Here is a 24,428-nt window from a genome sequence, read left to right on the forward strand (position 1 = left end):
GGTCGGGAACCGAGGGCACGGCTCGGAGTTCGCTGTTCAGAGCTTGCGGCGGCGACCGCGGCGCTTCTGGCTGGGCTTGAGGACCGGCTTGCCCGCGTCGATCGCCTCCTGGCGCCTGGCCGCACCGTACTCCGAAAGCGCCTCCGCGAGGGCGGAAACCGAGGCTTTCGGCGCGACCACGTCCACACGCAGGCCGAACTCGACGGCGGTCTTCTCGGTCTCCGGTCCGATCACGGCGATCGCGGTGGTGTTGTGCGGCTTGCCCGCGATCCCCACGAGGTTGCGCACCGTGGACGAGGACGTGAAGAGCACCGCGTCGAAGCCGCCGCCCTTGATCGCCTCGCGGACCGGCTGGGGCGGGGGCGCCGCCCGCACGGTGCGGTAGGCGGTGACGTCGTCGATCTCCCAGCCGAGGTCGGTGAGCCCGGCCGCGAGGGTCTCGGTGGCGATGTCCGCGCGCGGCAGCAGGACCCGCTCGATGGGGTCGATCTCGGCGTCGTAGGGCGGCCAGACCTCGACCAGCCCCTTGCTGGACTGGGCGTCCTCGGCGGGCTCCAGGTCGGGCTGGATGCCGAAGTCGCGGACGGCCTGCGCGGTGGCCTCGCCGACCACGGCGACCTTGACCCCGGCGAACGCGCGGGCGTCCAGGCCGTACGACTCCAGGCGCTCGCGGATGGCCCGGACGGCGTTGACGGAGGTGAAGGCCACCCACTGGTAGCGGCCGGTCACCAGGCCCCGCACGGCGCGTTCCATCTGCTGCGGGGTGCGCGGCGGCTCCACCGAGATGGTGGGCACCTCCTCGGGCACCGCCCCGTAGCCGCGCAACTGGTCGGAGAGGGCCACGGCCTGCTCCTTGGTGCGGGGCACCAGGACCCGCCATCCGAACAGCGGACGGGTCTCGTACCAGGACTGCTCGGCCTGGCGGGCCACCGGGGAGCCGACGATCATCAGGGCGGGTGCCGTGACGTGGTGGTTCTTGGCGTCGGTGGACTTGAGTTCGGCGACCAGGCGGGCCAGCGTCGAGGTGACGGTGGTCTGCCGGGTGGTACCGCCAGCGCGCACGACCGCCACGGGGGTGGTGGCGGGACGGCCACCGGCGATGAGGGCCTTGCACACGACGTCGAAGCCGGGCCCCCGGTGCTCGGGCGCCTCCTCCGGCGGGGCGTCGGCGCCCAGGATGACCAGGGGAGCGTCGCTGGCGGCGGCCTCCTGCCAGTCGACCTCCTTGTCGCCGTGCGGGCGGGCGTGCAGCACACGCAGCTCGACCTCGTCGTCGCCGAGCAGGGAGATGCCGCCGAAGGTCGGGACGGAGGTGATCGAGGAGACCCCGGGGGCGACCTCGGCCTCGATCCCGGCCTCGCGGCAGGCGGCGACCAGGGCGGCGCCCCGGCAGCCGAAGAACGGGTCGCCCGAGTACAGACGCACCACCCGCTGGCCCTCGCGGGCGTGCGTGACGGCGAGCGCGTTCACGTCGCCGCCGCACTGGGCGGCCTCCACCACCGTGACGCCCTCGGAGCAGTGCGCGAGCAGCTCCTCACGGAAACCGGCGAGCTCCTCGGCCGCGGGCTCCCTGAGGGTGATGACCACGTCGGCCCGGCGCAGCAGTTCGGCGCCGCGCAGGGTCAGGAGGTCGGCGCCTCCCGGACCGGCACCGACCAGGGCGACATGACCGGACCCGCGCTCGCGGCGACGCGGTTCCTCCGGCTGGGGGCTGGCGTTGGCGTTCACGTACTGGCTCCTCGTGTGTGGGTCGCCCGCGCCCCGGGGTTCGGAGTCCGGGGCGGTGACGGGGAGGTGGTGGTGCGGTGGCGGCCGGACCCTCTCTCGCGGGGCGCGGGCGAAGTTGCCCCTGCTGTGCCTTGCTCCGCGGGCTCCGCCGTGTCGCACGGCGGGGGCCCACCCGGGTTCGGCCGTCCGCCCGGCGTGTTCGGCGGTGTACGGGACGGCTGTGGACCGGGTCGCACGGCCTAGGGGGTGTCCCGCTCGGCGAAGGCCTCGGCGACGATGCGGTCGGCGCCCTCGGCGATCATCTGGCGGGCGAGCTCCCGGCCGAGCCCGACGGCGGCGTCGAGGTCCTCCGGTGAGTCCAGGGCGATGGTGCGCTCGCGCCGCACTGCGGTGGCGCCGTTGGTGGCGACCACGGCGGCGCGCAGGCGCAGGCGGCCCTCGGCGTACTCGGCGAAGGCGCCGACCGGGGCGGCGCACCCGGCCTCCAGCTCGGACAGCACGGTGCGCTCGGCGACGACCTCGGCGCGGGTGGCCGGGTGGTCGACGGAACCCAGGTAGGCGAGGTCGGTCCCGGCGCGCTCGGTGCGGCACTCCACGGCGAGGGCGCCCTGGCCGGGGGCGGGCAGCATCTGTTCGGGCTCGAAGACGTCGGTGACGTCGTCGCGGCGGCCCACGCGGCCCAGCCCGGCGTAGGCCAGGACCACGGCGTCGAGTTCGCCGGAGGAGACCTTGCCCAGGCGGGTCTCGGCGTTGCCCCGGATGGGGAGGTAGACCAGGTCGGGGCGGAGCGCGGACAGCTGGGCGACGCGGCGCGGGGAGCCCGTGCCGACCTTCGCCCCGGCGGGCAGGTCCGCGAACTTGAGACCGTCGCGGGCGCAGAGGGCGTCCCGGGGGTCGTCCCGCTCGGGGATGGCCGCCAGGACCAGTCCCTCGGAGGGGGCCGTGGGCAGGTCCTTGAGGGAGTGCACCGCGAAGTCGATGGTTCCGGCGACCAGCTCGTCGCGCAGGGCGTTGACAAACACCCCGGTGCCGCCGAGCTGGGTCAGGTGGGCCTTGGTGACGTCGCCGAAGCTCGTGATGAGCTCCAGTTCGATCGCCTGGCCGGTCCGCTCGGTGATCGTGTCGGCGACCCCCTGGGACTGGGTGGTGGCCATGGTGCTGCGGCGGGTGCCGAGCTTGGCGGGTGCGGCGGTGGTGCCTTCTGCGGTCATGCCTTCTCCTGTGCGGGCCGCGCGGCGGGGCTGCGGCGACCGGGACAGGTCTCCCCGTCCGGGTCCTTCGGGATCTGGAGGTCGAGGTCGAACAGCTGGCGCAGGGCGGCCTCGTAGGACTCGCCGTCCGGGGCCGCGGCCAGTTCCTTCACGCGCACGGTCGGTCTGTGCAGCAGTTTGTCGGCGACGCGGCGCATCGCGCGGCCGATTTCCTCGCGGGTGCGGTCGTCGAGGTCGTCGGGGAGGCGTCCGTGGAGGCGGGAGAGCTCGGAGTCCACCACGTCGCGGGCCTGGGCGCGCAGGGCGACGACGGTGGGCGCGACCTCGTTGGCGCGGCGGATCGCGCGGAACTCGTTGACCTCCTCGTCGACGATCCCGCGCACGAGCGGGAGCGCGTTGGAGCGGCCGGGGTCGTGGTCGGTTCCGGAGGCGACGGCCTGACGCAGGTCCTCGATGTCCACGAGGTGGACGCCGGGCAGCTCGCGCACGCCGGGGTCGATGTCGCGGGGCAGGGCCAGGTCCAGGAAGACCAGGGGGCGGGTGCGGCCCCGGGTGGCGGCGGCCACGGCCTCGGCGGTGAGCACGAGGCCCTGTGCGCCGGTGCAGGAGATGACGAGGTCGACGTCGGCGAGGGTGGCGGCGGCGTCAGCGAAGGGCACGGAGCCGGCTCGCACGGTGTCGTAGGCCTCGTTGAGGCACTCGGCCAGACGCGCGGCCCGCTCGGGGGTGCGGTTGGCGACGACGACCGTCCCGGCACCCTGGCGGGCCACGGTGTTGGCCGACAGGGCGCTCATGGAACCGGCGCCGAGGACCAGCACGCGGGAGCCGGTGAGCGGCCCGGAGGGGAGTGCGGCGCCGAGGCTGCGGGGTTCCGCGGGGTCGGGGAGGGGGCCCCTGCCGGACATGGGGCAGCCTGCGGGCGGGGTGACCTCGGCGGCGGGCAGCGACGGGTCCGGGGTGACCGCGAGCTCCCGGGTGGCGATGGTGAGGCCGAAGCTGACCATGTCGGCCCCGGCGTGGTCCAGGTGGGTCTCGGTGTGGGCGCGCTTGCCCACGCGGAGGGCGCGCTGGCCGAGGTCGTTGAGGACCCGGCCGACGGAACCGGTCTCCTGGCCCTCCTTGAGGGCGTCGCGCACCTGGCCGAGGATCTGGCCCTCGCCGACGACCATGGAGTCGAGGCCGCAGGTGACGGAGAACAGGTGCTGCACGGCGTTGTCCTCGAAGTGCGCGTAGAGGTGCTCGTTGAGCTCGCCGAGTGTCACACCGGTGTGCCAGGAGAGGAGTTCGGTGATGGCCGCGACCCCGCCGTGCAGGTTCTCGACGTCGGCGTAGACCTCGGTTCGGTTGCAGGTGGAGACCACCATGACCTCGTTGACCGCGTCGGAGCCGACCATCTCACCGACCGCCCTGGTGCGCGTCTCGCCGTTCAACGCGACACGTTCGAGCAGCGCCACCGGCGAACTCCGATGACTCAACCCCACGGCCAGGACACTCATCCGCACTCCTATGCAGGCACTATGTCTCTCCATGTTCGGGTACGGACGGGGACCACCGCCGTCTACCCCCCGAAACACGGCGAACGCTCGCTCATCGCCGCCGCTCGAGCCTTGGGGACCCTGCCCCAGGACCCGGTCCGTCTCATGTCACTTCCAGTCCCGACCTGTGCGTCTGACCGTCGCCGTCGGCCCTGCGCTGCGCGTGGAAGGCGAGGATCTGGAGTTCGATGGACAAGTCGACCTTACGCACATCGACCCCGTCCGGCACATTCAGCACGACGGGGGCGAAGTTGAGGATGCTGGTCACTCCCGCTTCCACGAAGCGGCTGGCGACACCCTGCGCGGAACCGGCAGGTGTGGCGATCACCCCGATCGACACACCCCTGGAACGCACAACCTCCTCCAGGCTGTCAATATGCCTCACGTCCAGCGACGCCACGGACCGCCCCACCACCTCCGGGTCGGCGTCGAGCAGGGCCGCTATCCGGAATCCGCGGGTGCCGAACCCCCCGTAGTTGGCCAGTGCGCGCCCCAGGTTGCCGATGCCGACGATGGCCACGGACCAGTCCTGGGTGAGACCAAGCTCACGCGAGATCTGGTAGATGAGGTACTCGACCTCGTAACCCACGCCTCTCGTCCCGTAGGAGCCCAGATGGGAGAGGTCCTTACGGAGCTTCGCCGAGTTCACTCCCGCGGCACCGGCGAGCCCCTCAGAGGAGACGGTGGCGGTGCCACGGTCCTGGAGTGCCTGGAGGGCGCGGAGGTAGACCGGCAGCCGGGCGACGGTGGCCTCCGGTATTCCCCTCTCCCGGGGCCGAGGCGGACGAGTTGTCACAGGGTGGCGCTCCTGGGGAGAGGTCGGTTCGGGCGGGTGCGGGGTACGGAGCTCGCGGCTCCGGCGCCGACGGCCCCGAACACGCGCCTCCCCCGCCCTACAGGTCGTGGGACCCCCAGATTACGCGCTTGTGAAAGCACGCACAAAGTGGGGTCCGATGTGACGCCCCACGGGCGAGTTCCCACAAATGCACCCCCGGGGGCCCGCCGAGGAACAGGAGATCACATCGCAGGCATTCCGGGCGGAGGAGGCCCGCGGCGCGGACCCGGTGAGTAAGTCGCGGAGTCTCTCGACGCCCAACCGGGGATGCTTCAAGGAAGTGTCGGGAAGCGACGCGGAAAAGGCGCCGTCGTCGCCAATGGCGGTGGAACCGCCGCACGCTCGACGGCGCCCATTCCCCTACCCGTCCGCCCTCGGAGGTGAACCCTCGAAAGCCCCCTCAGGAGGAGAGCGCGGAGCGCAGACGCCCCTCGGACACCCGCCAGAAATCGTGCCGCCGACCGTCGACGAAGGTCACCGGGACCTTGTCCCAGTACTCCTCGCGGTCGGCCTCCGAGACCTCCGCCAGGTCGTGCTCGGCCCGATCCACGCCGAGGTCGTCCGTCACGCCCTCGATGACCGACCACGCCTCCTCACAGAGGTGGCACCCGGCCTTGCCGAGCATGACCACGCGCGCCTTCCCCGGCCACTGCTGGGTTTCCGTCATGTTTCGCTCCGATTCCGCCACGTTGTCGGCCACCTCACCCGCCCGCGAAGGGCGGTAGGACCTCGATCACAGTCCCGTCCGTGACCGGCACCTCACCGTGCGCCCGCCGACCCACGGGACGTTCGTCCACAAGGAGCGACGAAGCCCCCAGCACGCGCTGGAAACGGTCGTCGGCGTGCAGGAGACACGCCGCTTCGAGGGCGGCCGCGAGGGTGTCGGCTTCGACCGTCTCCTCAGCCGTTCCGGCCGCTTCCTTCGCTGAAGCCCAGTACCGGATAGTGCACTTCGCCATCAGTTGATTATCCTTGGTGTTGCTCGGAGGCGACGTATTCGACAAATCTTCACCGGGGGCAATGGCGCCTTCGATCGCCCGACACAAGCGGGCCGACGAGAAGAGACGCATGAGCCATCTGCTGTTACTCACGAACTCGAACGAACCGTCCGACCACGTTCTTCCCGCCCTCGGACTCCTCCTGCACTCGGTGCGGGTGGCTCCCGCTGAGGCCGGGGCCCTGCTGGCCTCCGGAGTCAGCGGGAACCCGAGCGCCCCGGTTGACGCCATTCTGGTCGATGCGCGAACGGACCTGGCGGCGGCCCGTAACTTCTGCCGGCTGCTGGACACCACCGGGCTGGACTGCCCGCTGCTGGTCGTCCTCACCGAGGGCGGCGTCGCGGCGCTGACCCCGGACTGGCAGGCCGACGACTTCATCCTGGTCACCGCCGGCCCGGCCGAGGTCGAGGCCCGTCTGCGCCTGGCTGTCGGGGCGGCCGAGGCCGGGTCCGACGACCCGGACGAGATCCGCCGGGGCGATCTGGTGATCGACGAGGCCACCTACATCGCGCGTCTGCGCGGTCGCATCCTCGACCTCACCTTCAAGGAGTTCGAACTGCTCAAGTTCCTGGCGCAGCACCCCGGGCGCGTGTTCACCCGGGCCCAGCTGCTCCAGGAGGTCTGGGGCTACGACTACTACGGCGGCACCAGGACGATCGACGTGCACGTGCGGCGCCTGCGCGCCAAGCTGGGCTCGGAGAACGAGTCCCTGATCGGCACCGTCCGCAACGTGGGCTACCGCTTCGTACCGGACCCCGTCTCGAAGTCCGCGCCGGCCCAGAAGCCGTCCGGCGAGGCGGCCGAAGCTGCGGAGACGACGGAGGCCGTGCCCGCCACCCGTTCCGCCGGGGCCTCCTGACGACGGCCCCGCCCGACCCCGACCGCTCTCCGGGGCGCCCGCGTCCAGGGCGCCCCGGAGCCGTGTCCGGGCCAGCGGCCCGTCCCCGGGGCCCCTCCCCCCACCCGACCAATCGGACGGCGCGCACTCTCGTGCTCGGCGCCCCCACGCCCTAAGATCGGTGGGGCACCCGACGGACGGGGCTTGGCAGGCGTGGCGGAGTCGCGTCGCCGGGTGCGGCCCGAGCCGCTGATGGCGCGCCCCCGGAGGAGTGAGATCGCACCGATGCCGACCCCCGCTACCCACGCCCCCCACAGACCCCGCCTGAGCAGCGTCATCGGCGCGGCCTTCATCGGTTCCACACTGATCGCCGTGATGTCGCCGGCCCACGCCGACCCCGCCGACCCCGTCGCCTCCGCCGTCATCACCTTCTCCAGTGAGGCCGACACGGTCCGACTTGGTGAAGAGGCCCCGCCGAACACGCTCTCGGTGACCAACACCGGGAACATCCCGATCTGCCTGCTCGAACTGCGCACCGACTCCGACGAGCTCCCGGCGGGCGCCCCCACCGCCTCCGTGATCGCACCTGAGATCACGACCCAGAGCACGGTCTCCGGCGCACCCCGGCAGGACTCCACCGTGACGGCGACGCTGCGCTACGCGGCCGCCCCCGGGGAGGGCTGCCAGGGAGTCGACGAGGGCCAGGTGGAGGAGGTCACGTCGAACTCGTGGACGGTGACGGTCACCGACCCCGAGCCCTCGCCCTCCCCCACTCCCACGGAGTCGCCCTCGGAGACACCCACGGAGGAGCCGACCGAGCAGCCCACCAGGACTCCGAGCCCGTCCCCCACGCACTCCGCGAGCCCCACGCCGACGCCGACACCGACCCCGTCAGGCACGCCCACGCCCTCCCCCTCGGCCAGCGAGAGCAGTGCGGGCGGCGGTTCCGGCAACGAGCGCGGCCCCGCCCGGACCCCGAACCAGCCTCCGCGCTCGACCGTGAGCACCGCCCCCACCAGCGACGCGAGCATCCCCACGCTTCCCCGCAGCGAGGCGGACCTGCCCGACCTCGCCCCCGGAGAGGCCGAGGACCTCGCCGAACTGCCACTGGTCACGCCCACGGCCGACGAGGACACCGAGACCGAGGTCGCCGCCGACCACTCGGACATGGGTCCCTCGATCGCACCGGCCGTCCTGCTCGCGGCCTTCCTGCTCGCCCTGCTGCTGGCCACGCCGCTGGCACCCACCCGCCGGGTCCGCCTCGGCGGCGGATACCAGGGCAAGCGACGCAAGGTCTGACACGTCGCCGGGCGGCCCGGGGCCGGGAACGCGAGTACCGGCCCCGGGTCCGCTCACGTCCGCCCGCTGGATCGCCGTTCGGGGAGGCAGTACGGGCGTCGACGTGGGGGATTCGGCCAACACGATCTAGGATTCTGGCTCATGAGTACCCCGCTAGTCACTGACAACCTCGCACCGGAGCTGGCCGGGCCCGTACTGGCCCTGGCCGAGGCCGCGCGTGTACGGGACGGGGCCGCCGCCCTGTCGGAGCACACTCTGCTCCGGATCAGACACGGCGCCCCCTCCGGCAGCAGCCGCTTCCATGTCGTCTCCCACGACGACCGGGTCGTGGGGTTCGCGTTCGTGGAGAGAGGCGAGGGCGAGCCGGACTCCGGCGAGGTCGTCGTGCACCCCGAGCACCGCCGGAGCGGACACGGTTCCGCGCTCCTGCGCTCGATCCGCGACGACGCGGGCCCCCACGGGGTCCGGGTGTGGGCGCACGGGCGCACACCCGGTGCGGTCTCGGTGGCGGAGTCCGAGGGCTGGAAGCCGGTCCGGGAGCTGCACAAGATGCGCATGCCCCTGCGCGACCTGGGCCCCGAGGTTCCGGGAGGCCCGTGGACCGCGCCCGAGCTGCCCGAGCCCGTCCTGCGGCCCGAGGTCGCCGAGAAGGTGCGCATCCGGCCGTTCGTCGTGGGCCAGGACGAACAGGCGTGGCTGAGGGCCAACGCGCTCGCCTTCGCCGACCACCCCGAGCAGGGTTCACTCACCCTGGACGACCTGCTCCAGCGTGAGGTCGAGGACTGGTTCGACCCACGGGGGTTCCTGGTGGCGTCCACCAACAGCGGAGCGATCGCCGCCTACCACTGGACCAAGACGCACGCCGACGGCGCCGGGCTGAGCGACGACGAGGCCGTCGGCGAGGTCTACGTGGTGGGGGTGGACCCCGCGTGGCAGGGCACCGGCCTGGGCCGCGCCCTGACCCTGGCCGGACTCGTTCACCTGCGCGACGCCGGGCTGCCCTGGGTCCACCTGTACGTGGACGGTGACAACGAGGCCGCGGTGCGCCTGTACGAGTCCCTCGGCTTCACGATGTGGGACACGGACGTGATGTACGCCCCCTCCGGGCCCCGCGGCTGAACGTCGGCGCGGGCCGCCCCCGGAGGCCCGTGCGACGTGCGGCTTGTCACATTCACCGGACGAACCCCGGTGCGCCACAAGAGTGCGACACCGCGTTCACCTTCCGTTCATCTTCTCTGGGACAACTGGTCACTTCCTGCGCCTACCTTCGCAATCGGCGCGGTTCGGCTGTTTCCCGCGCGTTGGCCCTGGCACCACGGTCGGGTCCCGCGTGGTTCACCGCCGTCCCGCTGGGACGCGGACCGATGACCAGCCCCGCACAAACTTCCGAACCGGAGAATCCATGACGACCACGGACGCGCCCAAGGCGGCACCGCCGCCCACGGGCAAGCGCCGGATCGGCGATGTCGTTTTCGCCGGGCTCGCCCGGGGATCGGGGATCCTGATCCTGCTGATCCTCGCGGGTGTGGCCGCCTTCCTCCTGGTCCAGGCCTGGCCGTCACTGCTGGCCAACACCTCGAACTTCCTGACGGACCAGTCATGGAACGCCAACGTCCGGGAGAACCCGTCGTTCGGTGTGGCGGCGCTGGCCTTCGGTACCGTCATGGCCGCCGCGATCGCGCTCCTGCTGGCCACGCCGGTGGCGATCGGCATCGCGCTGTTCATCGTCTACTACGCGCCCCGACGGCTCGCCACGACGCTCGGCTACCTGGTCGACCTGCTCGCCGCCATCCCCAGCGTGGTCTACGGCCTGTGGGGCATGATGGTGCTCGCCCCGCAGCTGGTGCCCGTCTACGAGGGCATGACGAAGTACCTGGGCTGGATCCCCCTCTTCGCGGGCCCCGCCTCCACCTCCGCCCGCACGCTGCTCACCGCGGGCGTCGTCCTGGCCGTGATGATCCTGCCGATCATCACCGCGATGTCCCGCGACGTTTTCCACCAGGTCCCGCAGGGCCACCGCGAGGCCGCGCTCGCCATGGGCGCCACCCGCTGGGAGATGATCCGCCTCGCCGTCCTGCCCTTCGGCAAGTCCGGCATCGTCGGCGGTGCCATGCTCGGCATGGGCCGCGCGCTCGGCGAGACCATGGCCGTCGCCATGATCCTCTCCCCGTCCCTGGCGATCTCCTTCAACCTGCTCCAGAGCGGCAACCAGACCATCGCCGCGCACATCGCCCTCCAGTACCCGGAGGCCACCGGCTACGGCGTGTCCGCGCTGATCGCCGCGGGCCTGGTGCTGTTCGCGATCACCCTGGCCGTCAACATGGGCGCCCGCTACGTCGTGGCCCGGGGCAACAAGGAGTCCGCATGAGCATGACGACGACGCAGCCTCCTGCCCCCGACGCGGGCCCGGCCGGGAACCACCTCCGCTCCGGCGCCCTGCCCAACCGGTTCCCGCTGGTTCTGCTGGTCGCGTGCGGGATGGTGGTGGCGGGCGTGCTGGCCGCCTTCTCCTCCTTCGGCGTGGTCCTGTGGGCCCTGCTCACCGCCGTCTCCTACGTGGTCATCGTCGTGACCGCCTCGGCGCGGATCGAGGGCGGCCGCAAGGCGAAGGACCGCCTGGTCACCTCGCTGGTCTACTCCGCGTTCCTGCTCGCCATGGCACCTCTCGTGTCGCTGCTGTACACGGTGGTCGGCTACGGGCTGGACCGGTTCGACGGCCACTTCCTGTCCGTGTCGATGAACGGCGTACTGCCGAGCATGGACGCGGGCGGCGTCTACCACGCGATCGTCGGCACCCTGGCGATCACCGGGATGGCCACGCTGATCTCGGTGCCGATCGGCGTGCTCACCGCCGTCTACCTGGTCGAGTACGCCCAGGGCCGCCTGAAGAAGGTCATCACGTTCTTCGTGGACGTCATGACCGGCATCCCGTCCATCGTCGCCGGTCTCTTCGTGGTGGCGCTGTGGATGATGCTGTTCGGCCCCGGCAAGACCAACGGCGCGGCGGGCGCGATCTCCCTCGCCGTGCTGATGATCCCGGTCGTGGTCCGCTCCAGCGAGGAGATGCTCCGCCTGGTCCCCCGCGACCTGCGTGAGGCCTCCTACGCCCTGGGCGTGCCCAAGTGGCGCACGATCACCAAGGTGGTGCTCCCCACCTCCGCGGCCGGGCTGACCACCGGAATCATGCTCGCCATCGCGCGCGTTATCGGAGAGACGGCACCGCTGGTCCTCACCGCCGGGTCGTCGGCCGTGTCCATCAACTGGAACCTGTTCGACGGCCAGATGATGAGCCTGCCGGTGTTCATCTACTCGCAGTTCCGCATGGGTGGGGCCGTCAACTACGAGAGGGCCTGGGCCGCCGCCCTGACGCTGGTCCTGACGGTCATGCTGCTGTTCGTCCTGGCCCGCGTGATCGGCCGCCTCTTCGCACCCAAGACCCGCTAAAACGAGGAACACCCTGTGGCGAAACGAATCGACGTCTCCGGACTGCACGTCTACTACAGCGACTTCCTCGCGGTCGAGGACGTGTCCATGACCATCGAACCCCGCTCCGTGACGGCGTTCATCGGCTCCTCCGGCTGCGGCAAGTCGACCTTCCTGCGCACCCTGAACCGCATGCACGAGGTCACCCCCGGCGCCCGCGCCGAGGGCAAGGTCCTCCTGGACGACCTCGACATCTACGGCCGCGAGGTCGACCCGGTGATGGTCCGCAGCGAGATCGGCATGGTCTTCCAGAAGGCCAACCCGTTCCCCACCATGTCGATCTACGACAACGTGATCGCGGGGGCCAGGCTCAACAACACGCGGATGAGCAAGTCCGAGGCGGACGAGCTGGTCGAGGAGTCGCTGCGCGGCGCCAACCTGTGGGAAGAGGTCAAGGACCGCCTGAACAAGCCCGGCTCGGGCCTGTCCGGCGGCCAGCAGCAGCGCCTGTGCATCGCCCGTGCCACGGCCGTGAAGCCGTCCGTGCTCCTCATGGACGAGCCCTGTTCGGCGCTGGACCCCATCTCGACGCTGGCGATCGAGGACCTCATTCACAAGCTGAAGGAGGACTACACGATCGTGATCGTCACCCACAACATGCAGCAGGCCGCCCGCGTCTCCGACCGGACCGCCTTCTTCAACCTCTCGGCCCCGGGCAAGCCCGGCAAGCTGATCGAGATGGGCGAGACGAACCAGATCTTCACCCGCCCGGAGAAGAAGGAGACCGAGAACTACATCACCGGCCGGTTCGGGTGATGGCCGTTCCCCTGGTGATCGACACCGACACCGCACAGGACGACTGCGTGGCCCTGCTGGTCGGGCTGCTGGACCCGGTGGCGGACCTGCGGGCGGTCACGATGGTGGCCGGGAACGTGGGGTTCGACCAGCAGGTCCGCAACGCCTTCATGACGCTGAACGTCGCGGGCGGGCGCTCCGACGTGCCCGTGTACCTGGGCTGTCGGCGTCCGCTGGTGCGTGAGTGGGTGAGCGCCGAGAACGTGCACGGGGACGGGTCCGGCGGGCTCTCGATGGACCAGGACGGGCTGGAGCCCCGGGGCGAGCACGCCGTGGACGCCCTGGTGCGCATGGCCGCCGAGAACCCCGGTGAGCTGTCGATCGTGGCGATCGGGCCGCTCACCAACATCGCGGCCGCGGTGGTCCGGGACCCCGACTTCGCGGGCAACGTGAAGTCCCTGTACGTCATGGGCGGGTCCAACAACGGCCGGGGCAACATCACGGCCGCCGCCGAGTTCAACTTCTATGTGGACCCCGAGGCCGCCAAGGCGGTGTTCGCCGCCGGGTTCGACGTCACTGTGGTGCCCTGGGACCCGCTCACGCTGCGGCAGGCGGTGTTCGGGCAGGACCGGCTGGACCGCATCGCCGGGCTGGACACGCCCCTGTCCCGGTTCTTCACGACGATCTGCGCCGCCACCCTGGACTTCGACCGCAGGGTGGGCATCGACGGCACCACCCATCCGGACTCGCTGACCGCGGCCGTGCTCCTCCACCCGGAACTGGTGCTCGCGGCCTCTCCGTACCACGTGGACGTGGAGACCGCCGGAGAGCTCACCCGCGGCTACTCGGCGATGTCCTGGGGCGTCCACGGGCTGGAGCCCAACGCGCGGGTCATCGAGGAGATCGACGCGGACGGCTTCTTCGAGTACCTCCTGTCCCTGCTGTCCCGCGAGACCCTGCCGCCGAGGGTGATCACCGGTCGGTGAGGGCGATGGTGCCCTGCGCGGCCGCCACGGTCCTCTCGGAACCCTCGTCGTCGACCATCACGAGGTCGCAGCGGCACACCGCACGGCGGCGGGTGGACTCCACCACGTGGGCGCGGGCGCTGAGCAGGCGTCCCCGGGCGGGCCGCAGGTACTCGACGGAGAACCCGCTCGTGAGCACCGAGGCGCCGAGCACGGTGCCGCCCGCGAAGGTCAGCGCGTTGTCCGCCGCGTAGGCGAGCACCCCGCCGTGCAGGAAACCGTTCTGCTGGCGGAGCTCGTCGCGGACGTCGACCTCCAGGACGGCCCTGCCGGGCTCGAAGACGGCGATCCGGGCCCCGACCAGCTGGCTGAAGGGCTGGGCGGCCAGGACGCGGTTGGCGAGCTCCGGGGTGATCTCCTCGGCCATGGGCTTCCTTCCTGAGGCGGGTACCGCCACCCTAGGGCCACGTCCGGGGGCGGGGCCGATCCCGATGTGAGCGACCCCGCCCCGGACTCAGGGAACCTCGACGGCCTCCGAGCCGTAGGGAACGGCGCGCACCAGACTCACCCTGAGTGTCCGCCCGTTGGGTGCCGTGTAGGTGCGCTCCTCCCCCTGCTCGGCGCCGAGGATGGCCTGTCCCAGGGGCGACTCCGTCGAGCACACCGGCATGCCGTCGGAGTCCGCGCGGTCGCGCACCCCCAGCAGGAAGGTCTCCGGGTCGGGGTCGTCGCCGTAGCGGACGGTGACGACCATGCCGGGCTCGGCGATGCCGTCGTCCGGAGGGGCCTCGCCGATGACCGCGTCCCTGAGGATCTCCTGGATGCGGTTGACACGGGTCTCACGGGCGTCCTTGTCCTCGATGAGGGGGAAGCCCCCGGTTCCGGGAGCGGACGTGCCGGTGAGGACCGCCAGTTCGGCGGTGAGGCGTTGGTGGGTGCCCGGGGTCAGCCAGGTGCGGTTCGTCATGGGGTCTCCTTGTACGAAGGCGCCCCGCCGGGGTTCGGCGGGGCGCGGACGGGACCTGCTGGGTTTCGTCGAACGAACCTCAGCGGGTGGGGTCGAAGGGGCGCAGTGCCGGGGACGGTGCGCCGGTGGCGACCGTGCGCGCCAGGAGGCGCCCGGTGACGGGCCCGTGGGTGAGCCCCCACATGCCGTGCCCGCCCGCCACGTAGAGCCCCGGCACGTCGGTCCGCCCGATCAGGGGCAGGCCGTCCGAGGTGACCGGTCTGGAGCCCACCCACTCGTCGGTGCGCTTGTTCAGGTCGACCCCGTCCAGGTAGGGCGCGGCCGACTCGGTGATCGCCCGGACCCGCTCCGCGCGGAAGGGTGCGTCGATGGCGCGGAACTCCATGGTTCCGGCCACGCGCAGCCCCTCACCGTGCGGCGTGCAGGCCACCCGGACCTCGGGCAGGTAGACCGGGCCGGGGACGATGCGCTCCGTGGGGACCATGAAGCTGTAGCCGCGTCCGGCGCGCAGCGGCACGTTGACGCCCCACGGCCGGGACTGTCGGCCCAGCCACGCCCCCGTGGCCACCACGACCGCGTCGCCGGTCTCGGTCTCGCCGTGCGCGGAGTGCAGCCGGAACCCGCCGTCGCGGGCGGCCTCCACCTTGGTGACGCGGAACTCCTCGACCACGCTCCCGCCGCGTTCGCGCACGGAGTCCGCGAGCGCGTGGGTGTACACCCCGGGGTTGACGTACCGCTGCCCGTCGATGCGCACGCCCGCCCGCACCTGTTTGGAGGCGAGCGGGACACCCGCGCGGGCGGCCTCGCCCTCGAGCGCCGAGTAGGTCAGCGGCAGACCGGCGTCGCGGGCGGTGTCCAGCTCCATGAGCAGCCGGGCGGCGTGCTTCCTGGAGGTGAACAGCGCGGTGATCGGGGATGACTCGACCTTCGCGGACACGCCTCCCTCGGCGAGCTCCTCGAAGGCGTCCAGGCAGGCGGAGCTGAGCGGCACGTTGCCGCGCAGCGCCCGCTCCCAGGTCCGCTGACCGCTGTTCAGGACGAACGAGGCCAGGAAGTGCAGGAGTCCGGTGTCCGTGGTGGGCGGGACGGACAGCGGGGCCCGCGGGTCGAACAGGGCCTTCAGGCCGTTGCCGAGCACACCCGGCTCGTTGAGCGGGATGGCCAGACCGGGCGAGATCCAGCCCGCGTTGCCCCAGGACGAACCCGAGGCCACCGTGTCGCGTTCGACCACGGTGACGCCGACCCCGTACTTCTGGAGGAACCAGGCGGTCGAGAGACCGACGATCCCGGCCCCGACGACGATGACGGTACGCGGTGCGCCCGCGCCCTTCCCGGACATGGCGAGTTCTCCTGTGCATGCTGGACGGCGGGTGCGGTGCCGCACCCGACCAGAGTCTCTCCCGTAAGCGCACGGCATCCTTTGTCCGCGCCGGACAATCTCGGCGTACGCTCATGTGGAGATCACACAACGTGAGCGTTCCACGTCCAAGGGAGTGGCTTCGATGGTGTTGCTGGACCGGCTGGTCACCATCCTCGGCACGTACGGAACCCGGCTGGTCGGCCCACGTCCCGCCCCGGACACGGTGCTGCGCGGGGTCGCGGTGCACGACCCGGCCGACCCCGGCCCTGAGGAGGCCGACGTCCTGCTCGCTGTGGGCGTCCAGGACCCGCTCCACGCGGTCGAGCTGGCCGAGCGCTCCCGGTCCCTGGCCGTGGTGGTGCGGATCGTGCGAGAGGGCGGGGTGGACCCGCACGGCGAGGCTGCCGCCCGGGCCGGGGACCAGGGGATCGCCCTGCTCACGGTGGACCCCTCGGTGTCCTGGGGCCAGGTCGCCGGGGTGGTCTACGGGCTGGTGCTGGAGGGCGGGGAGACCGAGGCGGGCAGAGGCCCCGCCGACCTCCCCGCGCTCGCGGACACGATCGCCGCGCGGGTCGGCGGGCCCGTGACCATCGAGGACCCCCGTCTGCGCGTCCTCGCGTACTCGAACCGCCAGTCAGAGGCCGACCAGGCCCGCTGGGACACCATCCTGGGGCGCGGGGTCCCCGAGGCGCTCCAGCGCCATCTGGAGGCCACCGGGGTCGTCGCACACCTGGCCTCGTCCGCCGACCCCGTGTACCTTCCGCCGGAGCCGGGTCTCGGGCTGGGCGGCCGCACGGCGGTGGCGGTCCGCGTGGGTCGGGAGTTCCTGGGGTCGCTCTGGGCTGCCTGTGCGGACCCGCTGGACGCCGAGCGCTCGGCCCTGCTGGCCGAGGGAGCCCGCACGGTGGCGCTGCACCTGCTGCGCACGAGGGTCAGCGCGGACCTGGAACGCCAGGTGGAGTCGGATCTGGTGAGTCGTCTGATGGAGGGCGCGATGGACCCCACCGAGGCCGCCGGGCGCCTGGGGCTGGCCGCCGCCCCGCACCGGGTGGTCGCCCTCCAGGCGCACACGCCCGACGAACGCCACTCCGCCACCCTCATGACCTTCGAACGGGCCACCACCGGTTTCGGCTGGTCACGCCAGGGGCGGAGCACGGTGTTCGGGAGCACCGTCTACACGGTCCTGCCCTGCGGGGACGACCCCGCACCGGCCCGCGCGTGGGTCTCGGAGACCACCCGCGGTCTGCCGGCGCACGTGGTGGTGAACGCGGGGATCGGCGCCCCCGCGGACCTCGCCGGTCTGGCCGCGAGCCGCAGGGAGGCGGACGAGAGCCTCACCCTGCACGCGGCCCGGCCCGAGGGAGCGGCGGTGGCCTACGACGAGTCGTGGGGCGACGTGCTCATCCACCGCCTGCGCATGGCCTCGGCGTCGGGCCGCCGCCCCGCAGACGGCCCGGTGGCCGTCCTGACCCGGCACGACGCCGAGCACGGCACGGACCACGCCCGCACCCTGCGCGCATGGCTGCGGGCCCAGGGCGACCCCGCGGCGGCGGCCGAAGAGCTGGGGGTGCATCCCAACACCGTCCGGCACCGGATGCGGAGGATGGCCGAGGTGACGCCGCTCGGCCTGGACCAGCCCGGCATGCGGCTGGCCCTGGCCATCGCGCTGGAGGCCTACGCGCCCGGGGGGTGAGGCGCGGGGCCCGCCCAGACCCGGCTACCCGTTCTTCACCACGATGGTCTCCACCGTGTTGGCGACGTGTTCGAAGGCGTCGGCGGCGGTCTCCAGCTCCTCGATGACGTCCTTGAGCTTGAGCACGGTCAGGGCGTCGTACTCGCCGCTGAAGAGCTTCGCCAGCAGCTTGCGGTAGATGCGGTCGGCCTGGTTCTCCAGCTGGTTGATCTCGATCCAGTAGCGGGTGAGGTCCCGCATACTCCGCAGACGGGGCATGGCCTCGGCGGTGAGCTCGGCGGCCCGCTCCAGCACCTCGATCTGGTCGATGATGCCCTTGGGCAGCTGTTCCAGCCCGTACAGGTTGATGAGGTCGACGGCCGCCTCCATCGAGTCGATGACGTCGTCCAGGTTGGAGGCCAGGCGGTAGATGTCCTCACGGTGCAGGGGAGGCGCCGAGCTCTTGTTGAGTCGGCGCATGATCGCGTGGGTGGCGTCGTCACCGGCGTGCTCACAAGCACGCATCTTCTCGGTGATGGCCTCCCTGTCGGCCCCGTCGCTCATCAGCTCCACCAGCAGGCGGGCTCCGATGACCAGGTTGTTCGCCGAGTCGGTGAACAGCTCGTAGTAACTGTCATCACGCGGGCGCAAGCGCAGGCGCACGTCGTTCTCCCGATGGTGCGGTGGTCTTCCTTGGTGGATGTTAAGGGCGCTGACCAGCTGCTTCAGCGCGACAGTGCGGGATACCGCACGTCCGGACCCCGGTCGGGGGAGGCGGGTCCGGGTATGGTCACCCCTCGTTCGTCTGTCTGTGTCGACGCGTGGATCGCCATCTGCGCGGGTCCCCTCGCAATCCTCCCAATCTCGGACGACACCGGGACGGTTCGGGACGCTACCGTGTCCCGCTCCCCCCTGGCCAGCGGGGCGTTGAGACACGAATCACTCGATCGTCCGAAGACCGGCGGACAGTTCCTGCTGAAACCCCCGATATCCACCATCGGTCCATTGACCCGTAATAACAAGCACCCCTCGCGTCCACCTTCCTCACTCTCCGGGCGCCAGGGCCGTGACCTCGGCGAACCCGCTTCCGTCGTCGGCCCCGCCTAGGATCTCGTGCATGCCTTCAGCCCTGACGCCGAGCGCCGCGCGCCGGTTGCGCACCGCCCTGGACGACCAGCTCTCCGCCCTGGGCGAACCCGCCTTCGCCGGCACCGACGAGGAGGCCGTCGCCGCGGCCGCGTGGGCGGTCCTGCGCGCCGAGGAGCCGCACCGTCCCGCACTGAAGGCCGCCGTCAGGTGCACTCTGGCGGTCCTGGCGGACCGGGCCCCGGGCCGCAGCCTGGAGGTGCGCGTCCCTCCGTACGGCGCGGTCCAGGTGATCGAGGGGCCCACGCACACAAGGGGGACCCCGCCGGGGGTCGTCGAGACCGACCCCCTGACGTGGCTGAGGCTGGCCGTGGGCGCGGCCGAGTGGGGCGGGGCCCTGCACGACCACGGCGTCCGCGCCAGCGGTGTGCGCTCCGACCTGTCCTCCCACCTGCCGCTGTGGCCGGAAGAGGGGGCGGGCCAGGGGTCTGTCTGACCCCGAGGGACCACCCCGCATCGGCCAGCGGCTAAGCTGTGCGTGTGTCGTACTCCGACGGCCGGCTCTCCATGGACCTCGATCCGCTCGAACGCGGCCCGCAGGACGCTTGCGGCGTCTTCGGGGTCTGGGCACCCGGCGAAGAAGTCAGCAAGCTCACCTACTTCGGCCTCTACGCGCTCCAGCACCGCGGGCAGGAATCCGCGGGCATCGCCACGAGCGACGGGGAACGGATCGTCGTCTACAAGGACATGGGACTGGTCTCCCAGGTCTTCAACGAGGCGACGCTCGATTCCCTGAAGGGCCACCTCGCGATCGGCCACTGCCGTTACTCCACCACCGGTTCACCGGTGTGGGAGAACGCCCAGCCGACCTTCTACACCGCGCGTGAGGGGGGTCTGGCGCTCGGCCACAACGGCAACCTGATCAACACCCCGGCACTGGCCGCGATGCTTCCCGACCAGCGCCGGGACGCGACCACCGACACCGAGGTGCTCACCAACCTCCTCGCGGCGCGCGCCAGGGAGGGGCTCTCCCTTGAGGACGCGGCGCTGGAGCTGCTTCCCCAGGTGCGGGGCGCCTTCTCCCTCGTCTTCATGGACGAGAACACCCTCTTCGCCGCGCGTGACCCACAGGGCATCCGCCCGTTCGTGCTGGGCCGCCTCGGCGAGAACTCCGGCTCCGGCGGGTGGGTGGTGGCCAGTGAGACCGCCGCCCTGGACATCGTGGGCGCCAAGGTGGTCCGCGAGATCGAACCCGGCGAACTCCTGGTGATCGACGGCGACGGGGTCCGTTCCAGCCGCTTCGCCCCGGCCAAGCGCAAGGGCTGCCTGTTCGAGTACGTCTACCTCGCCCGCCCGGACACCACCATCAACGGGCGCAACGTGAACTCCACCCGGGTGGAGGTGGGCCGCCGCCTGGCGAAGGAGCACCCGGTCGAGGCCGACCTCGTGATCCCGGTCCCGGAGTCCGGCACGCCCGCCGCGGTGGGTTACGCGGAGGCGAGCGGCATCCCGTTCGCCCAGGGCCTGGTGAAGAACTCCTACGTGGGGCGCACGTTCATCCAGCCCAGCCAGACCCTGCGCCAGCTGGGCATCCGGCTCAAGCTGAACCCGCTGCGGGAGGTCATCGAGGGCCGTCGCCTGGTGGTCGTGGACGACTCGATCGTGCGCGGCAACACCCAGCGGGCTCTGGTCCGGATGCTGCGCGACGCGGGCGCCGCCGAGGTGCACGTGCGCATCTCCAGCCCGCCCGTGCTCTGGCCCTGCTACTACGGCATCGACTTCGCCACCCGCGCCGAGCTCATCGCCGCGAACCTGTCGGTGGAGGAGATCGCCGAGTCGGTCAACGCGGACTCGCTGGCCTACGTGGACCTGGAGGAGCTCATCGCCGCCTCCGAGCAGCCCAAGGACCAGCTGTGCCGGGCCTGTTTCGACGGGGTCTACCCGTTGGAGGTCGACTCCGACGCCCAGGGCAAGTACCTGTTGGAGAAGGCCTGCGGCACCCCCGAGGGCTCCACTCTGGCCACCAGCCACAAGTAACGCGCGCGGCGGGCCACGGCTCGCCGCGTCCGGCGGGACCACCCTTCCGGATCCTCCGGCGTGCCCTGGGACGGGGCCCGGAGGCTCGCACAGCAGCGAACACCGCACACACCGAACACGAGGAGAACTCGCGTGGCAGCCGACAGCACAGGGGCGACGGGCGCGTACGCGGCCGCGGGCGTCGACATCGCCGCCGGTGAGCGCGCCGTCGACCTGATGAAGCGTCACGTCGCGCGCACCCGCCGACCCGAGCAGGTCACCGACGCCAGTGGTTTCGCCGGCCTGTTCCGTCTGGACACGGCCAGGTACAGGGACCCGGTCCTGGCCACCTCCACCGACGGCGTCGGTACCAAGGTCATGCTCGCCCAGCAGATGGACAAGCACGACACCATCGGTATCGACCTGGTGGGGATGGTCGTCGACGACCTGGTCGTCAGCGGAGCCGAGCCCCTCTTCATGACCGACTACATCGCGACCGGCGCCGTGGTGCCCGAGCGGGTGGCGGAGATCGTGGGAGGCATCGCCGAGGGCTGCCACCAGGCGGGGTGCGCGCTCATCGGCGGCGAGACCGCCGAGCACCCGGGTGCGATGGACCCGGAGGAGTACGACCTGGCCGGCGCCGGCACGGGTGTGGTCGAGGGCGACGCCATCCTGGGCCCGGACCGGGTACGCGAGGGCGACGCCGTGATCGCGATGGCCTCCTCGGGCCCGCACTCCAACGGCTACTCGCTCATCCGCCACATCGTGGACCAGGCCGACCTGGACCTGTACTCGGAGGCCCCCGAACTGGGCGGTGTCCTGGGCGAGGTGCTGCTCACCCCGACCCGTGTCTACGCGAAGGACTGCGTGGCGCTGACCTCCGAGGTCGAGGTGCACGCGTACTCGCACATCACCGGTGGCGGACTGGCCGCGAACCTGTCCCGGTCGCTGCCGGAGGGCCTGGACGCCGAGCTGGACCGCTCCACGTGGGCGCCGTCGCCGGTCTTCGGCTACCTGGCGGAGAAGGGCTCGGTCAGCCGCGAGGACATGGAGGCCACGTTCAACATGGGCGTGGGCATGGTGGCGATCGTCGCCGAGGACGACGCCGATCGTGCGCTGAGCGTGCTGGCCGGGCGCGGCGTGGAGGCCTGGCGCCTGGGCGTGGTGAAGGGCGGTTCCGGACTGGCCGTGTTGAACGGCGAGTATCGGAACGGCTAGGCGGGCCGGTTCGCGCCCGAAGGACGCGAACATAGCCGGTGCGAACCACCGCAGTGGTTCGCACCGGCTATATCCACCTGTCCGCGACGACCCCCCGACGGGGAGCCGTGACCGCTACAGGTCAGCGGTTGTTGTCCGAGCGACCCGAAAGTCTCGACCGGTTCCGACGTCTACTTGTCGGAGTCCGAGTACTTGTCGGCAAGATCCGCGTAGCGGTCGACCAGGTCGTCCTGAGGTTCCGTGTAGGAATCGTCCGGACCCGACGGCCCGGAGGGAGACCCCTCGTCCTCAGCGACACCCAGCTCCGACCGCAGCCGCTCAAGGTCGGTCCCACCGGAGCTGTACTTGAGCTTCCGGGCGACCTTCTGCTGCTTGGCCTTGGCTCGGCCGCGCCCCATTGGCTCGACCCCCTCAACGATTGGGTTCCGACGAACCCCAGATCACTTACTAACCCGCACTACCAGGCTGACGGCCGTCAAACGCGACTGACGTCTGGCGCCAGCTTACGTACACATACAACCGTACCTGGTCGGACCCCACCGTGCCTACGCCACCCGGGTGTGACGGATGTGGTGTGCGCACGGAACCCCTTCCAGCCTGGCCGTTCTCACGGTGAGTGCCAGACGGAACGATCTGTGCCACGATGCGATCGTGCTGCCCTACACCGCCTATCTGCGCGTCTACCAGCCGATCACGGCCTTCTCCCCTCGTGACCGAAGGTACTGGGAGGGGTACGCGGAGTCCGCGGATCGGCCCAAACGCGTGAACGCTCTGGCCGCGGAGCACGCGGAGAGTCTGAGCAGGGTCATCACGACCCCGCCGGTGGTCGCCCCCGCCGAGGAAAGCGGGAACGCCTACCTGCGACGGGTCAGCGAGCGGTTATACGTCTGCCCCTGGCAGACCCGCCTGCGTTCCTGGCGCGCGTTCGGCGAGTTCGCGGAGTCCATGCCGCGGCCGCTGGTCGAGGCGTTCGTCCCCGCGCGGGAGGCCGACCGCGCCGAGACGGGGTACCGGCAGTGGCGCGACTCCGGGGCGCTGGCACAACCGGGGATCCTGTCGAGCAACTGGACGATCCCGATCCCGTGGTTCGTCGCCTTCGAACCGCAGGAGCGCTGCCTGGTCCTCTCCGCCGGACCCACCAGGACCCTGCTCTACCTGACCAGGACCGCGCAGGCCAGGCGTCGACTCGACCACACCGCCGCCGTCCTGCGTGAGCGTGTCGGGGAGCACGCGGTCTCCACCTCGGCCGAGCAGCTCACGGAGTGGCTGGCCACGACCGCCCACCCCGATTCCCTGCTCGAACTGGACTACGGGGGACTACCGCACCTGCTGAGCGACGAGCACCTGAGCGAGGACCACTCCGTGGCCGAGGTGTCCCAGGCCGTGGAGGCGCTCGCCAAGGGCGAGGGGTCGCGGGTGAAGGAACTGCGCGGACGACTCACCCGGCGCTGGAGGTCGGTGCGCGCCCTGGAGCACGCCAACTGACGGTCATGACTCCGTCGAACTTTCATGGACACTTCACGCACCCTGTCGCCATCCCTACCGGGGTCCGGACCTTGAGGGGGAGCCGCCACGCCGTGTCCCAACCTGGTACACCAGGTTTCTCAGTCGCACGAATCCGTCTTTTCGCACGTGACGACGGCGGGCGGGACCGCCTGACGAGAACACTCCACCAAGCGCCGTGAAACTGGGCATAACGCCCGATAGGGATCGGCGTAGACTGTAGCGAGCCGAACACAGAGAGCACTCAGAGTAACCAGGAAAGCCTTACCACGCCGGGGATCCGCGTGCCCCGACCCCTCGGGCGCAGCGGACCGGCGCCACACGCACCTCCCCGCACCATCCCGTCCCGAACGCGACCGACCAGGGGCCCGCACCCTCCTCCCCCAGGCCCGGCCCCCGGGTTTCGGTCAGCCCCGCCCTAGCACTTCGGATTCTCCGGATCGAGAAAAACGAGGCCCGAGAACGAAGTTTTGACCGAATACGCCACATGCCACTAAACGTGTCGCTAGAATCACTTAGCGTGACGCGGCCACGGGCGGCTTTCAACGGCCTCCCACGTGCAAAGTTGCTTGGAGTGGTCGCGCAAACACCTCGGGTGATATCAATAGGACTCAAGTGGGACTATTGGACATCCGGGCCAAGTGCCAGGAATCAGGCTCAAGGATCGGCACACAGATCCAGGAGGAGAGGCCGTACACATGTCGACTCGCACGCCCGAGGCGGAGCCCCTGTTGACCCCCGCCGAGGTTGCCACCATGTTCCGCGTTGACCCCAAGACCGTGACACGCTGGGCCAAGGCGGGCAAGCTGACCTCTATCCGCACCTTGGGTGGCCACCGCCGCTACCGCGAGACCGAGGTCCGCGCCCTGCTGGCCGGAATCCCCAGCCAGCGCACGGAGTGATCTCCCCGGTCTGTGCCGATTCCGGGGGGAACGGCTGGACGCGCTCCGGCTGCTGACAGATTTCTCAGGGCGGGCCA

The 24,428-nt window shown here is 71.2% G+C and carries 24 protein-coding genes; 13 read left to right on the top strand and 11 right to left on the bottom strand.

Annotated elements, in window-relative coordinates:
• Positions 1-36 precede the first annotated feature (36 nt).
• The 6 genes from D452_RS0111020 to D452_RS0111045 all read right to left on the bottom strand — a co-directional run bounded on the left by D452_RS0111020 (position 37) and on the right by D452_RS0111045 (position 6,268).
• A complete protein-coding gene (locus tag D452_RS0111020; protein ID WP_017544205.1) occupies positions 37-1,728 on the bottom strand; it encodes a bifunctional uroporphyrinogen-III C-methyltransferase/uroporphyrinogen-III synthase in 1,692 nt (563 codons plus the stop codon).
• Positions 1,729-1,967: 239 nt separating this feature from the next.
• Positions 1,968-2,939, bottom strand: a complete 972-nt coding sequence (gene hemC / locus D452_RS0111025) for a hydroxymethylbilane synthase (protein ID WP_017544206.1) — start codon at positions 2,937-2,939, stop codon at positions 1,968-1,970.
• Positions 2,936-4,435, bottom strand: a complete 1,500-nt coding sequence (locus D452_RS0111030) for a glutamyl-tRNA reductase (protein WP_040693532.1) — start codon at positions 4,433-4,435, stop codon at positions 2,936-2,938. Before D452_RS0111030 ends, hemC begins: the two co-directional genes overlap by 4 nt.
• Before the next feature lie 142 nt (positions 4,436-4,577).
• Positions 4,578-5,270, bottom strand: a complete 693-nt coding sequence (locus tag D452_RS0111035) for a redox-sensing transcriptional repressor Rex (protein ID WP_017544208.1) — start codon at positions 5,268-5,270, stop codon at positions 4,578-4,580.
• Positions 5,271-5,709: 439 nt separating this feature from the next.
• Positions 5,710-5,976: a glutaredoxin family protein gene (locus D452_RS0111040; RefSeq protein WP_026129193.1), complete on the bottom strand. Its 267-nt coding sequence runs from the start codon at positions 5,974-5,976 to the stop codon at positions 5,710-5,712.
• A gap of 34 nt (positions 5,977-6,010) precedes the next feature.
• On the bottom strand, positions 6,011-6,268 hold the full coding sequence (locus D452_RS0111045; protein ID WP_017544210.1) for a MoaD/ThiS family protein: 258 nt from the start codon (positions 6,266-6,268) through the stop codon (positions 6,011-6,013).
• 109 nt (positions 6,269-6,377) lie between these two features.
• On the opposite strand from D452_RS0111045, the gene D452_RS0111050 reads away from it, so the two are divergent.
• From D452_RS0111050 to D452_RS0111080, 7 genes are all read left to right on the top strand, one after another.
• Positions 6,378-7,166, top strand: coding sequence for a winged helix-turn-helix transcriptional regulator (locus D452_RS0111050; protein WP_017544211.1), 789 nt, complete (start codon positions 6,378-6,380; stop codon positions 7,164-7,166).
• Between the two features lie 264 nt (positions 7,167-7,430).
• Complete coding sequence (locus tag D452_RS30335; protein ID WP_026129194.1) at positions 7,431-8,444, top strand: hypothetical protein; 1,014 nt, start codon at positions 7,431-7,433, stop codon at positions 8,442-8,444.
• 141 nt (positions 8,445-8,585) lie between these two features.
• Positions 8,586-9,563 carry a mycothiol synthase gene (gene mshD, locus D452_RS0111060; RefSeq protein ID WP_017544212.1) on the top strand — a complete coding sequence of 326 codons (978 nt, stop codon included), beginning with the start codon at positions 8,586-8,588 and terminating at the stop codon, positions 9,561-9,563.
• 283 nt (positions 9,564-9,846) lie between these two features.
• Entirely contained in the window at positions 9,847-10,812 is a 966-nt protein-coding gene (gene pstC, locus D452_RS0111065; protein WP_017544213.1) for a phosphate ABC transporter permease subunit PstC, read from the top strand.
• Positions 10,809-11,888 (top strand): phosphate ABC transporter permease PstA, encoded by a 1,080-nt coding sequence (pstA, locus tag D452_RS0111070; RefSeq protein ID WP_017544214.1) that lies wholly within the window; start codon positions 10,809-10,811, stop codon positions 11,886-11,888. The genes pstC and pstA overlap by 4 nt, the downstream gene beginning before the upstream one ends.
• A gap of 15 nt (positions 11,889-11,903) precedes the next feature.
• Positions 11,904-12,683 carry a phosphate ABC transporter ATP-binding protein PstB gene (gene pstB, locus D452_RS0111075; protein WP_017544215.1) on the top strand — a complete coding sequence of 260 codons (780 nt, stop codon included), beginning with the start codon at positions 11,904-11,906 and terminating at the stop codon, positions 12,681-12,683.
• A complete protein-coding gene (locus D452_RS0111080; protein WP_017544216.1) occupies positions 12,683-13,648 on the top strand; it encodes a nucleoside hydrolase in 966 nt (321 codons plus the stop codon). Before pstB ends, D452_RS0111080 begins: the two co-directional genes overlap by 1 nt.
• Here the strand turns inward: D452_RS0111080 and D452_RS0111085 are convergent.
• The 3 genes from D452_RS0111085 to D452_RS0111095 all read right to left on the bottom strand — a co-directional run bounded on the left by D452_RS0111085 (position 13,635) and on the right by D452_RS0111095 (position 15,933).
• Complete coding sequence (locus D452_RS0111085; protein WP_017544217.1) at positions 13,635-14,054, bottom strand: PaaI family thioesterase; 420 nt, start codon at positions 14,052-14,054, stop codon at positions 13,635-13,637. The two genes, D452_RS0111080 and D452_RS0111085, sit on opposite strands and share 14 nt — an antisense overlap.
• Positions 14,055-14,141: 87 nt before the next feature.
• Positions 14,142-14,594 carry a GreA/GreB family elongation factor gene (locus tag D452_RS0111090; protein ID WP_017544218.1) on the bottom strand — a complete coding sequence of 151 codons (453 nt, stop codon included), beginning with the start codon at positions 14,592-14,594 and terminating at the stop codon, positions 14,142-14,144.
• A 79-nt stretch (positions 14,595-14,673) separates the two neighbouring features.
• Positions 14,674-15,933, bottom strand: coding sequence for an NAD(P)/FAD-dependent oxidoreductase (locus tag D452_RS0111095; protein WP_017544219.1), 1,260 nt, complete (start codon positions 15,931-15,933; stop codon positions 14,674-14,676).
• A 163-nt stretch (positions 15,934-16,096) separates the two neighbouring features.
• Between D452_RS0111095 and D452_RS0111100 the strand changes: the two genes are divergently transcribed.
• Positions 16,097-17,647, top strand: coding sequence for a PucR family transcriptional regulator (locus D452_RS0111100; RefSeq protein ID WP_017544220.1), 1,551 nt, complete (start codon positions 16,097-16,099; stop codon positions 17,645-17,647).
• Positions 17,648-17,671: 24 nt separating this feature from the next.
• Here the strand turns inward: D452_RS0111100 and D452_RS0111105 are convergent, their stop codons facing one another.
• Positions 17,672-18,289, bottom strand: coding sequence for a DUF47 domain-containing protein (locus D452_RS0111105; RefSeq protein ID WP_017544221.1), 618 nt, complete (start codon positions 18,287-18,289; stop codon positions 17,672-17,674).
• A gap of 454 nt (positions 18,290-18,743) precedes the next feature.
• Here D452_RS0111105 and D452_RS0111110 point away from each other — a divergent pair, with 454 nt between their 5' ends.
• From D452_RS0111110 to purM, 3 genes are all read left to right on the top strand, one after another.
• Positions 18,744-19,208, top strand: coding sequence for a sterol carrier family protein (locus tag D452_RS0111110; protein WP_026129195.1), 465 nt, complete (start codon positions 18,744-18,746; stop codon positions 19,206-19,208).
• Between the two features lie 44 nt (positions 19,209-19,252).
• Positions 19,253-20,749, top strand: a complete 1,497-nt coding sequence (gene purF / locus D452_RS0111115) for an amidophosphoribosyltransferase (protein WP_017544224.1) — start codon at positions 19,253-19,255, stop codon at positions 20,747-20,749.
• Between the two features lie 132 nt (positions 20,750-20,881).
• Positions 20,882-21,946: a phosphoribosylformylglycinamidine cyclo-ligase gene (purM, locus tag D452_RS0111120; protein WP_017544225.1), complete on the top strand. Its 1,065-nt coding sequence runs from the start codon at positions 20,882-20,884 to the stop codon at positions 21,944-21,946.
• 170 nt (positions 21,947-22,116) lie between these two features.
• On the opposite strand, the gene D452_RS0111125 is transcribed toward purM, so the two are convergent.
• Positions 22,117-22,344, bottom strand: a complete 228-nt coding sequence (locus D452_RS0111125) for a DUF3073 domain-containing protein (RefSeq protein WP_017544226.1) — start codon at positions 22,342-22,344, stop codon at positions 22,117-22,119.
• Between the two features lie 253 nt (positions 22,345-22,597).
• On the opposite strand from D452_RS0111125, the gene D452_RS0111130 reads away from it, so the two are divergent.
• Both D452_RS0111130 and bldC read left to right on the top strand, forming a co-directional pair.
• Entirely contained in the window at positions 22,598-23,431 is an 834-nt protein-coding gene (locus D452_RS0111130; protein ID WP_017544227.1) for a hypothetical protein, read from the top strand.
• A gap of 716 nt (positions 23,432-24,147) precedes the next feature.
• Entirely contained in the window at positions 24,148-24,351 is a 204-nt protein-coding gene (bldC, locus tag D452_RS0111135) for a developmental transcriptional regulator BldC (protein ID WP_013155387.1), read from the top strand.
• Positions 24,352-24,428 lie beyond the last annotated feature (77 nt).

The organism is Nocardiopsis prasina DSM 43845, assembly GCF_000341265.1.
GTDB classification, from domain to species: domain Bacteria; phylum Actinomycetota; class Actinomycetes; order Streptosporangiales; family Streptosporangiaceae; genus Nocardiopsis; species Nocardiopsis prasina.

Excerpts from the sequence above, each read along its gene's own strand:
- D452_RS0111085 (WP_017544217.1), bottom strand. The coding sequence starts at position 14,054 with ATGGCCGAGGAGATCACCCCGGAGCTCGCCAACCGCGTCCTGGCCGCC.
- D452_RS0111100 (WP_017544220.1), top strand. The coding sequence starts at position 16,097 with ATGGTGTTGCTGGACCGGCTGGTCACCATCCTCGGCACGTACGGAACC.
- D452_RS0111110 (WP_026129195.1), top strand. The coding sequence starts at position 18,744 with ATGCCTTCAGCCCTGACGCCGAGCGCCGCGCGCCGGTTGCGCACCGCC.
- D452_RS0111040 (WP_026129193.1), bottom strand. The coding sequence starts at position 5,976 with ATGACGGAAACCCAGCAGTGGCCGGGGAAGGCGCGCGTGGTCATGCTC.
- D452_RS0111090 (WP_017544218.1), bottom strand. The coding sequence starts at position 14,594 with ATGACGAACCGCACCTGGCTGACCCCGGGCACCCACCAACGCCTCACC.
- D452_RS0111050 (WP_017544211.1), top strand. The coding sequence starts at position 6,378 with ATGAGCCATCTGCTGTTACTCACGAACTCGAACGAACCGTCCGACCAC.
- D452_RS0111095 (WP_017544219.1), bottom strand. The coding sequence starts at position 15,933 with ATGTCCGGGAAGGGCGCGGGCGCACCGCGTACCGTCATCGTCGTCGGG.
- D452_RS0111045 (WP_017544210.1), bottom strand. The coding sequence starts at position 6,268 with ATGGCGAAGTGCACTATCCGGTACTGGGCTTCAGCGAAGGAAGCGGCC.
- mshD (WP_017544212.1), top strand. The coding sequence starts at position 8,586 with ATGAGTACCCCGCTAGTCACTGACAACCTCGCACCGGAGCTGGCCGGG.
- D452_RS0111080 (WP_017544216.1), top strand. The coding sequence starts at position 12,683 with ATGGCCGTTCCCCTGGTGATCGACACCGACACCGCACAGGACGACTGC.
- pstC (WP_017544213.1), top strand. The coding sequence starts at position 9,847 with ATGACGACCACGGACGCGCCCAAGGCGGCACCGCCGCCCACGGGCAAG.
- bldC (WP_013155387.1), top strand. The coding sequence starts at position 24,148 with ATGTCGACTCGCACGCCCGAGGCGGAGCCCCTGTTGACCCCCGCCGAG.
- D452_RS0111125 (WP_017544226.1), bottom strand. The coding sequence starts at position 22,344 with ATGGGGCGCGGCCGAGCCAAGGCCAAGCAGCAGAAGGTCGCCCGGAAG.
- pstA (WP_017544214.1), top strand. The coding sequence starts at position 10,809 with ATGAGCATGACGACGACGCAGCCTCCTGCCCCCGACGCGGGCCCGGCC.
- D452_RS0111030 (WP_040693532.1), bottom strand. The coding sequence starts at position 4,435 with ATGAGTGTCCTGGCCGTGGGGTTGAGTCATCGGAGTTCGCCGGTGGCG.
- hemC (WP_017544206.1), bottom strand. The coding sequence starts at position 2,939 with ATGACCGCAGAAGGCACCACCGCCGCACCCGCCAAGCTCGGCACCCGC.
- D452_RS30335 (WP_026129194.1), top strand. The coding sequence starts at position 7,431 with ATGCCGACCCCCGCTACCCACGCCCCCCACAGACCCCGCCTGAGCAGC.